We start from the raw sequence: 10141 nt of genomic DNA, 5'->3' as shown, positions 1-10141 counted from the left end.
CTCCAACTCGTGGATCAGGAGTGCGACTTTGTCGTAATAGACTTTGCCTGCATCGGTTGTAGCGAGGCTGCGCGTTGTACGCGTGAGCAAGCGCACGCCCAAATAGGATTCCAAACGGGCGATATTCTGGCTGGTCGCCGCTGCGCTGATTCCCACTCGCCGCGCTGCCGCTGCAATACTGCCGCCTTCAACAGCCCTCACAAAACACTCAATACCGCGCAGAGTATCCATAGCCTTAGCTTCCGAATAGTTAATGCAATTACCAAGTTTTGCTTAATACAGCATATACCGTCAGGCGTCTACCGAAGAGGATGACTGCGCCTTAAAGTGCACCAGTCAGGTCGGGTTAGCCCGGCTAAAATCATCCTGAAGGTATCAATCATGCAAGAGCTCACCGTTCAATCCGGCAGCAAAAAACTGCCCGCCAAATTCACACCCTTTGTGTTCGCGTTTTATATGTCAGCGATCATGGCATTCCTGATGTCACTGATTATCGTGGCGGCCAACAGCGGCATTGCCGATCACTATCTGGCACAGGTGATCCATGCCTACAGCATCGCCATGCCTTCGGCCTTCTTTTGTATTTTGCTGGTGCGCCCGCTGGTGATGCAGTTGGTCAAACACACGGTAAAAAATTAGCCAGCAACGGCCGCAAATCAGTTACGCTCTCGCCCATTAATGACTGGCGCAATTTCAACAATGGAGCGAACCACTATGAAAACAGCATTGATTACCGGCGCGAATCGCGGCATTGGCCTGGCTTTGTGCAAAACCTATCTGGCGCAGGGCTGGAAAGTAATCGGCTTGTGCCGCACGGCATCGCCGGAACTGACTGAATCGGGCACGCGCGTCATTGCCGGTGTGGACGTAAGTGATGCGCAAGCGCTCGCGCAACTCGCCGATACATTGGACGGTAAATCGATTGATTTGCTGATCAACAACGCCGGCATATTTCTGCATGAAGAATTGGGCAATATTGATTACAACTCCATCCAGCAACAATTTTTGATCAACGCTGAAGCACCTTTGCGCGTGACCGAGGCGCTGCTCGGTAATTTAACTGCGGGGGCAAAAATCGCGTTTATTACCAGCCGAATGGGTTCAATTGCCGATAACAGCTCCGGCGGTTATTACGGTTACCGCATGTCCAAGGCTGCACTGAACGCGGCCGCCATGTCACTCGCACGGGATTTAAAACCGCGCGGTATTGCCGTGGCGATACTGCACCCGGGTTATGTGCAAACGGCAATGGTAAATTTTGGTGGCGATATTTCTGCGGATGAAGCTGCCCAGCGTTTAAGCCAGCGCATCGCCGGATTAACGCTGGAAAACAGCGGCACTTTCTGGCATTCCAATGGCGAGGTTTTGCCTTGGTAATGGCGCACGCGGGCATCGTTTTTTTAACAGGTGCCCGCGCAGCCGATGGCACAACATTTACATTCGTTTTATTAACTCCAACACTTTTTCGTAGCTGCCTGCATTTTCCGGAGACTTAATCATCGCGGCCAAGGTGGTTGCAGTGGCAGCAGCACGAATCACATCCATTGAAGTGCGGTGGGTATTGGCCGACAACTGCGCCAACGAAGCTGCAAACGCATCCATCACTGCGCGTGTGCCATAGCTAAAGTCGCCCGCTGAACCCAGCACATTGTGCAAAGCCGCATGCACTGCTTCATCAACCTGCCCCGTGACATTCGCAGCCGCCAAGGTTTGGTCAAGGCTCGCTTTTGCGTTGTCGAGATTGGCTTTGATGCCTTCGGCACTGCGATCCGTATCCACAGAACAAATTAACGCAACACACATGGTGGTTGCAGCCTGCACCGTTACCGCGAACTGCTGCTGCGCATAGGTCGCATTGAACGCTGCACTGGCAAGTGCTTGCGAGGTTGATTGAAAGAGATTGCCCATAGCGATAGCGGGCGACTCACCGATAGTTTTGGTGTTGGCTTGGGTCACTGCATCGGTGATTTGAGAATTAACTGCTGTTGGAAAAGCCATATCAGGCTCCTGTTGAATGTGAAAAAACATACCTTGTAATAAAGCCCGCCCGGATACTTGCAGGCCGACCAGTGTAGCCTAGCCAAACACAGGGCTATCGCCAAGTTACACGCTATAACAGCGAAGGTACACGCTATAACAGCACAGGTAAAAGACAAATCAATACCGCATTTACAGCCAAATAACAGGCAAAATCATCTACACTGGGCTTCTGTTATCCATCCGGCCACTCAGGCTTTTACGCACAGGATCATCCATGAAAAAACTCCGTTGGGGCGTGCTCAGCACCGCCAAAATCGGCCGTGAAAAAGTCATTCCCGCCCTGCAAAAATCCACTCACAATCAGGTGCTCGCCATTTGCTCGCGCGATGAACAAAGTGCGCGCCGGGTAGCCGATGAATTGCACATCGAGCGCGCCTATGGCACCTACGAGGAAATGCTGACTGATCCGGATATCGATGCGATTTACAACCCATTGCCCAACCACCTGCACGTGGATTGGTCGATCAAAGCGCTGCAGGCGGGCAAGCATGTCCTCTGCGAAAAACCCCTGGGTTTGAATACTGCCGATGCACAGCGCCTGGTTGATGCAGCACGCGCCCATCCACAACTGAAAGTGATGGAGGCGTTTATGTATCGTTTTCATCCGCAATGGCAATTGGCAAAACAACTGGTTGATGAAGGCCGCATCGGCAAATTGCACGCGGTGCATTCGCACTTTTCTTACAACAACCGCGAGCCGGATAACATTCGCAATAAAGCTGAATGGGGCGGTGGCGCACTGCTGGATATTGGTTGTTATTCCATTTCGCTGTCGCGCTGGTTATTTAACGAAGAACCAACACAAGTGCTCGGCCACATCACACCTATGCCCGGTGAAAAAGTAGACTGTTTGACCTCCGGTATAATGGAATTTTCTGCTGGTAGCGCGAGCTTTACTGCCGCCACCAAAATTGAACCGATTCAATATGCCGAGGCAATCGGCGATGAAGGCAGCTTGTACCTTGAGCGCCCTTTCTACAACGATGGCAGTGACCCGGTGCAGCGCGTACGCATTACCCGCAACCGCGTACAAGAAGTGATTGAAGTTCCTGATAGCAATCATTACGGCGCTATGGGCGATGCATTTGCACTCAGCGTTTTCAACAACAGCCCTGTACCAACATCACTGGATGATGCTATCGCCAATATGCGCGCAATTGATGCAATTTTTAAAAGTGCCGCCGAGCGCAAATGGATTGCACTGTAATTTAAGCGCCCTCAAGTTAAAGCAGTAATAGATAAAAAGTAGCGATTGGACTACAACAAAATGTACTACAGCTAATAGAAATAAAAAAACAATCGCTACCGTTTTTTAAATTCGTATCGTTTTTGGAGAGAATGCGTGTCAGATTTTTTAAGCAAGATGTGTTGCCTGCGTTATCTGTTGGCATTTAGCCTGCTAATCACTGGCGGGCAAGTATTGGCGGACGATCACAAAATTGAACCTAAAAAAATCGAGCGCATCGCCCCTGCATTAAAAACGCTGGCACGCAGTGTCAAGGCAGATGATAAGAGTGAAGCGCAAGTCCTCTTGCGCAAAACCCAAGTGCATATCGATGAACAATTGATGAGCCATGCCACGTCCTATGTGGCGGTCTACATTAACAGCGATGAAGCCGTGCGCGACTACAGCCAGATCAGCGTAAGCTTCAACAGCTTTTATGAAGACATAGCGCTTGAGTTCGCCAATGTGCGCACACCGGACGGCAAGATGGATAGCATCAAAGCCGATGCAACCCAAATCCAAAGCCCGACCGACGAAAATTTTTATCACGACCGCAAGGAATTATTATTTTCGCTGCCCAATGTGCGCAAGGGTTCTATTATCGAATTCCAGTATCGCTATACCGACACAAAAAAAATGGTCCCCAACCAATGGTTTGACAGTTTCAGTTTCCACTGGTGGGAAGATCGCGCAGCTGGGCAAGGCTCACGTGCAGATGCGATTGTGATGAGCGAATTACACATTACCGCACCGATCAATATTAATCTTGTCAGCAGCGATACCAGCCGCTATCAGATTAGCGAGAAGCGTAGCACCAAGGGCGCGCAGCAGACGATCACTTGGACAGGAAAAAATCTCGCTAAAATCGAATTGCAAAACGCCATGACGCGCGAACACAACTACGCGCCCTACTTGCGCGTATCCACCACCGCAAAATGGAATGACGTTGCACGCTGGGCCGACAACTTGGTCGAACCACACTTGGTGAGCGATACCAAACTTGATGCCTTAATTGCCGAGATTAAAAAAACCGCACTTACACCTGAAGCAAAAACCAAAGCGGTTTACCGTGCTATCCAGGATCGCGTGCGCTATGTATTTGCGCATGTAGGGCGCGGAGGCTATGAACCGCACGATGCATTTGAAGTACTTAAAAATGGTTACGGCGATTGTAAAGACCAAACCGTATTAGCGGTGATGTTATTGCGCAAATTAGGTATAGCGGCTGACCCCGCATTAATTATCACGCGCGGGCGCGGTATTCCGGATATGCAAGTGCCCGGGGTGAGTTTTGACCATATGATTGTGCATATCCCCGCGCAAAATGGCCTGCCAGAAATCTGGATGGATACCACCGGCGAAACCAGTTTGTACCCAGGATTTTCAGTGGGCATTGAAGGCCAACCTGCACTGGTTGTAAATAACGATACCCAAGCAATCAGCGTGTTGCCATCACTCCCAGCCAAAGAACATTTTGCTGAATTGGAATTAGTGTTTGATAAATTTACTGGCCGCGATGCGCAGGCGAGTTTCAAATTACATTTTGGCGGTTTATATGAACAGCGCCTGCGCAGCATGTGGCAGTATTCCAGCGAGCGCGATAAATATTTCCGCGAGTTGATCGGCCAGATTTACAACTCTGCTGAAGTCACAGAACTCACTGCAAGCAATGCCGATAATCTGTGGCAGCCCTTTACCATCAGCGGCCGTTTTAACTTCACCAATGTGTGGGGCGGCGAAAAAGATCCCATCAATTACAGTTTCAGCATCACCCAACTCACCAATTTATTCGCCGATTTACGCAACCTGCACAAAGTGCAAGACCGCAAGCAACCCTACGTGGTGGATCCGGGTTACAGCCTGCGCTCGCGCGTGGTATTTACCAGCCCCGATAGCGATCACCATTTACGCTTGAAAACCCAGGGCGAAAATATTGATAACACCTATTACACCCTGACCCAAACCGGCAAGCAGGAAAACAACCGCTATATCGTCACTCAGAATCTCACCGTAAAAGCGGTAAACGTTGCACTGAAAGACTATGGCGATTTTTATCAAAAAACCAACGAGCTGAATGAGTCCAATGATTGGACGCTGAGTTATGAATACAACAAAACTGCAGCAGAATTAATCGCACTGGAAAGTAATGGCAAAACGGATGTGGCCAGTTTAATTGCACTGACTAAATTGCACATTAAAAACGGGGCCTATGAAAAATCCTTGGCGACCGCACAGCAAGCGGTAAAAGCATCACCCCAAAAAGCGGAGGCCTATTATGTGTTGGGGCTGGCGCAGGGTTACAACCAACTGCTGCCGGAATCCGATGCCTCATTTAAAAAAGCAGAAGCCTTAGGCTACAAACTCTGAGACTGATGCAATGAATTTATTTCAACCAACACAACAAAAATCTACACAGCGGCAACGCCCGCAGTTACTCAGCGCAGGATTATTAGCAGCAGTGCTGATGCTGGTTAGCGGCTGTAGCCAACAGCCGCACACTGGGCAGGCAGCAACTACCACATCCACCATTATCGCAGGCGCCAGTGTATCAACCGAAATTGCAACACTCGAAGCAGAAGTAGAAAACTCGCCCAACAATGCTGAGCTGTACTACAAACTCGGCCTTGCCTATATTGTTGACGCGGAGAAAAACAAATCAGCGCGCAGCCGTGAGCTGGCGATAAAAAATTTCCGCAAGGTATTACAGCTGGTGCCCGGCAACCCAGCCACACTCAAACTGCTCTATAACATTTACTACGAAGACATTGTTGCAGGCAAAGAAAAGGCATTTACCAAAGCCAGCCATATTTTCAACCAACTGTCCACCGCAACGCAAATGGAAGTCAACGCGCCTTCGCTAGGAGTGTTTCTACACAATTATCTCGCTCAACAAAAATCCGGCAAAAAAAATCTTCCTGAACTCTATAGCGCACTGCTCGCTGCCATTCACGAACAACCCGCGAGCGATAAAGCCTACATCCAACTCGCTAAAATGTATCGCGAAGAAAACTACTTCCCCCTGGCGCTCGCCACTTTGAAACTCGGTGCAGAACAGATTGCTGATTCAGGCGATTTATACGAAGCCATCGCCAACACCTATGAAGCGCGCGCCGAAGCCAGTGGCTGCAGCTACGAAACAGCTGATTATATAGGTGATGCCATTCATTTTTACCAACAGGCAGTACCTCTGGCACCTGAGAGCGCTGAACTTCACTACGCCTTGGCGCGCTTGTATCTGGATCAAGACCTGTACCAACTGGCGCTGCATGAAGCCAGCATTCTGGTCGAGTTGGAACCTACCGCTGAAAATATTGCGTTTAGTGCGCAAAATTATTCCATGCTGGGAAAAGAACAAACCGCACAGACTTTATTGGCGCAAGCCAAAAACCAAGGTCTCCCTGCTAGCGATTCGTCCTACCACGAAATTTATATGAACTCGGGTGAATGGATGAAAGCGGCCTTGAGTTTTACAGACTATTTACAAGCCAAAAAAAATATCAGTGTTTATGATGCCATCAAAGCAGACATTATCGGACAACAAGCAGATCTGGATTTCTCCGCGCTAATCAAAAAGAAGCAGTTAGCTTTTAATAGCGAATGGGAAGCAGCCATTTTTGCATTTTGGACCAACAAGTTAACACGCACTCAATTTCAGCAAACGGCAAAAAATCGCTGCGAGCGCACCGAATACTTTTTTTATTCCGGTTATCGCGACTATCGCGCAGGAAACATATCGGCAGCCAGAAAAAACTTTTCTGCTGCACTACAACAAAACACCTACCGCTTTATCGAGCGGCCACTTGCGCGTCATTTCCTGACTGGCTTGGGAGTTAAATAATCGGGCTGGCTGGACGCGCTTGCGATGAGAGAGATTTATCAACTTACCTGCAGGTATCTGCTATGCAAACACAAACCCTAAGTAAACCGCCGCGTATTGTTGTTGTCGGTGGTGGAGCTGGTGGCCTCGAGCTGGCCACCAAACTGGGCGAAAAACTCGGGCGCAAAAAGAAAGCCGAAATTACTTTGATCGACCGCAACACCACCCATTTATGGAAACCCTTGCTGCATGAAATTGCGGTGGGGACTATGGATGAAGATGTGGATGCGGTGAGCTATCGTGGCCACGCCAACGCGCACCATTTTTTCTTTCGCGTCGGCAGCATGATCGACCTAGACCGCGAAGAACGTGAAGTGGTATTAGCGCCAATGCAGGATGAAGATGGTGTGGAATTTTTACCTTCCACGCGCATACCCTATGATTATTTGGTTATTGCACTCGGCTCTATCTCCAACGACTTCAACACCCAGGGTGTAAAAGAAAATTGCCTGTTCCTCGACAGCCCCGCGCAGGCGCATAAATTTCACAACAAATTGCTGAACCGTTTTTTGCGCGTTCAACGCCTGACCGGCGCTGAAGACAATGTGCGCATCGCGATTGTTGGCGCAGGTGCAACCGGTGTAGAACTCTCGGCTGAATTGCATCACGCCGTACATGAAATTCACAATTACGGTTTTAATGCTATCTCCAACGAACATTTAAAAGTCACACTGGTAGAAGCTGGCCCACGTATTTTGCCTGCGTTACCGGAGCGTATTTCCGGATCGGCGCACAGCGAGCTGGTAAAAATCGGCGTCGATGTAAAACTCAACACTATGATTACATCCGCTTCAAAAGAAGGCCTGCACACCAAAGATGGTCAATTGATTGCAGCGGATTTAATGGTCTGGGCAGCGGGTATTAAAGTGCCGGATTTTATGGCTAACCTCGCCGGCCTTGAAACCAACCGCATCAACCAATTACATGTGAATGAGTTTTTGCAAACCACGCGCGACGCAAATATTTTTGCCATCGGCGACTGCGCCCAATTCACCAATGCCGACGGCACCCGCGTACCACCGCGAGCGCAATCCGCTCACCAAATGGCAAGCGCCTGTTACACTAACCTAGCCGCACTGCTCAACAACAAACCACTCAAAGCTTACCAATACACCGACTACGGTTCACTCGTTTCACTCGCAAGTTATTCCACTGTCGGCAACCTGATGGGCAACCTGAGCAAAGGCAGTATGTTTATTGAAGGCCGCCTCGCCCGACTTGTTTACATCTCACTCTATCGCATGCACCAACTTGCGATTCACGGCGTAATAAAAACCGGGCTCGTGATGATCGGCGGAAAATTAAATAAATGGTTACGCCCGCGGTTGAAGTTGCATTGATTTATTATTGTTAACTGTAGGGTGGAGTCGCGCAGCACTCCACCATAACTAACCCTACCCAGCTCCAAGCTCCGCGCTCGGGCATTGATCAATAGGGAAATTAACCCAATGTCCTACCCTTACCTCAGCGATTTAATTAATCATCTGTTCGGTACCAACATCCAACTCCCCATCGCAATGTTCGGCGCATTTGTTGCGATGGCAATTATTACTGCAGCCTGGATTGGCAAAAAAGAAGTGATGCGTTTTGAAGAATTAGGCAAACTTCCTACTGCAGTTATGTCCGGTAACAAAAGTATTGCTACGCACTTACTCGTTTCCGATCTTGCAATGATATGCGCAATATTCGGTGTAATTGGCGCACGCATTTTTCATCTGCTCGAATATCCGCGCGAATTTATCCAAGACCCACTTGCGATGATTTTTTCACGCGACGGATTTTCCATTTACGGTGGGCTTATTCTAGGTGCTATCGCTGGCGCAATATTTTTAAAGAAACGTGCCGTGCCCATTATCCCCATGTTAGATGCATTAGCACCTTCAATTATTTTAGGCTACGGTATTGGCCGTTTGGGCTGTCAGGTATCTGGCGATGGCGATTGGGGCACAGCCGCCAACATGGCGATAAAACCCGACTGGCTGCCCGATTGGTTCTGGGCGCAAACTTACGAGAATAATGTTATCGGCGCTATTATTCCTGCACCCGGCGTTTATCCAACACCAATCTATGAAGCGCTGGCCGCTTTTTTAATTTTTGCATTTTTGTGGAGCATCCGAAAACCCCATTACAAAACTGGTTTTCTTTTTTCCGTGTATCTTTTACTGAGTGGTTTTGAGCGTTTACTGATAGAGAAAATCCGCGTCAACAGCGAATATCATTTATGGGAAATGAGTTTTACCCAAGCGGAGTTTATTTCTATAGATTTAATTATTGGGGGGGTTGTGGGCATTATTAAAACCACCAATAGAAAACTGTTACCTAAAATTGTGTTTTCGATAGTAGTGGTGGGAGCTGTATCGGCTTGTGCACGGCTTTAACATGGTTATACTGGAACACTACAGAGACCTGCAATCGTATTGTTGCGAATTGCGGAGCGGCATCCTGAAGTTTTTTGCAAAATTGGATTAATACTGTAAATTTGCAAAACTGATACGCCCTAGATTATAAAATTTACACTTGAAAATTTAGAGAGTAAAACTAGATGGAATACAAATTAACGCTTGTTTTAGGAGCAGGAGCTAGTATTGCGATGGGTTATCCCATCGGAGATAAGCTACGAAAATCCATCCTCGAAGATTCGTTAACAGTATTTAGTGAATATATCTGTAGTAAAGATGATCACATTTTTGAAGAAGAGCTTGAACACTTTATTAATACATTCCGCTCATCACAAATGTCATCAATCGATGCGTTCCTTGCAAGAAGAAGTGAATTCTCCAAAATTGGAAAGCGAGCTATTGCAGCCGTTTTATTAGACAAAGAAGAAAAGGAATTATTAGATAGCAACTCTCACAATGATCACTGGTATGCATACTTTTTCAACAAAATTGCTGCAGCCCAAACATGGAATGAATTAAGCTTTAGAGGATTGGCAGTAATAACGTTTAACTACGATCGTTCTTTTGAACACTATTTAACAAATGCACTCATGCACTCCA

Annotated in this window: 10 protein-coding genes; 8 read left to right on the top strand and 2 right to left on the bottom strand. The window is 48.1% G+C overall.

Going from position 1 to position 10141, the window contains the following annotated elements:
- A partial coding sequence (locus tag ACWA6V_RS10585; RefSeq protein WP_449522457.1) for a LysR family transcriptional regulator occupies positions 1 to 231 on the bottom strand: 231 nt, incomplete at its 3' end.
- Between the two features lie 150 nt (positions 232 to 381).
- On the opposite strand from ACWA6V_RS10585, the gene ACWA6V_RS10580 reads away from it, so the two are divergent.
- Both ACWA6V_RS10580 and ACWA6V_RS10575 read left to right on the top strand, forming a co-directional pair.
- Complete coding sequence (locus ACWA6V_RS10580; RefSeq protein ID WP_331353082.1) at positions 382 to 639, top strand: DUF2798 domain-containing protein; 258 nt, start codon at positions 382 to 384, stop codon at positions 637 to 639.
- A gap of 75 nt (positions 640 to 714) precedes the next feature.
- Positions 715 to 1377, top strand: a complete 663-nt coding sequence (locus tag ACWA6V_RS10575; RefSeq protein WP_449522456.1) for an SDR family oxidoreductase — start codon at positions 715 to 717, stop codon at positions 1375 to 1377.
- A gap of 57 nt (positions 1378 to 1434) precedes the next feature.
- Here ACWA6V_RS10575 and ACWA6V_RS10570 read toward each other — a convergent pair whose 3' ends face one another.
- Positions 1435 to 1998, bottom strand: coding sequence for a RebB family R body protein (locus tag ACWA6V_RS10570; protein WP_449522455.1), 564 nt, complete (start codon positions 1996 to 1998; stop codon positions 1435 to 1437).
- A 256-nt stretch (positions 1999 to 2254) separates the two neighbouring features.
- Here ACWA6V_RS10570 and ACWA6V_RS10565 point away from each other — a divergent pair, with 256 nt between their 5' ends.
- From ACWA6V_RS10565 to ACWA6V_RS10540, 6 genes are all read left to right on the top strand, one after another.
- Positions 2255 to 3247, top strand: coding sequence for a Gfo/Idh/MocA family protein (locus ACWA6V_RS10565; RefSeq protein ID WP_449522454.1), 993 nt, complete (start codon positions 2255 to 2257; stop codon positions 3245 to 3247).
- Positions 3248 to 3382: 135 nt separating this feature from the next.
- Complete coding sequence (locus ACWA6V_RS10560) at positions 3383 to 5632, top strand: DUF3857 domain-containing protein (RefSeq protein ID WP_449522453.1); 2250 nt, start codon at positions 3383 to 3385, stop codon at positions 5630 to 5632.
- 10 nt (positions 5633 to 5642) lie between these two features.
- A complete protein-coding gene (locus ACWA6V_RS10555; protein WP_449522452.1) occupies positions 5643 to 7103 on the top strand; it encodes a hypothetical protein in 1461 nt (486 codons plus the stop codon).
- 62 nt (positions 7104 to 7165) lie between these two features.
- The gene (locus ACWA6V_RS10550; protein ID WP_449522451.1) at positions 7166 to 8482 is read left to right on the top strand and encodes an NAD(P)/FAD-dependent oxidoreductase; all 1317 of its coding nucleotides are present in this window, start codon (positions 7166 to 7168) and stop codon (positions 8480 to 8482) included.
- A 108-nt stretch (positions 8483 to 8590) separates the two neighbouring features.
- Positions 8591 to 9520: a prolipoprotein diacylglyceryl transferase gene (locus tag ACWA6V_RS10545; RefSeq protein ID WP_449522450.1), complete on the top strand. Its 930-nt coding sequence runs from the start codon at positions 8591 to 8593 to the stop codon at positions 9518 to 9520.
- 164 nt (positions 9521 to 9684) lie between these two features.
- Positions 9685 to 10141, top strand: a 457-nt coding sequence (locus ACWA6V_RS10540; protein ID WP_449522449.1) for a hypothetical protein, incomplete at its 3' end; no start/stop codon positions are given.

This window comes from Cellvibrio sp. (genome assembly GCF_053579595.1).
The sequence above is the reverse complement of the archived record's forward strand: the minus strand, read 5'-3'. Positions and strand labels throughout refer to the sequence as shown.

Coding starts and splice junctions, on each gene's coding strand:
- ACWA6V_RS10580 (WP_331353082.1), top strand. CDS start 382: ATGCAAGAGCTCACCGTTCAATCCGGCAGCAAAAAACTGCCCGCCAAA.
- ACWA6V_RS10575 (WP_449522456.1), top strand. CDS start 715: ATGAAAACAGCATTGATTACCGGCGCGAATCGCGGCATTGGCCTGGCT.
- ACWA6V_RS10570 (WP_449522455.1), bottom strand. CDS start 1,998: ATGGCTTTTCCAACAGCAGTTAATTCTCAAATCACCGATGCAGTGACC.
- ACWA6V_RS10565 (WP_449522454.1), top strand. CDS start 2,255: ATGAAAAAACTCCGTTGGGGCGTGCTCAGCACCGCCAAAATCGGCCGT.
- ACWA6V_RS10555 (WP_449522452.1), top strand. CDS start 5,643: ATGAATTTATTTCAACCAACACAACAAAAATCTACACAGCGGCAACGC.
- ACWA6V_RS10550 (WP_449522451.1), top strand. CDS start 7,166: ATGCAAACACAAACCCTAAGTAAACCGCCGCGTATTGTTGTTGTCGGT.
- ACWA6V_RS10545 (WP_449522450.1), top strand. CDS start 8,591: ATGTCCTACCCTTACCTCAGCGATTTAATTAATCATCTGTTCGGTACC.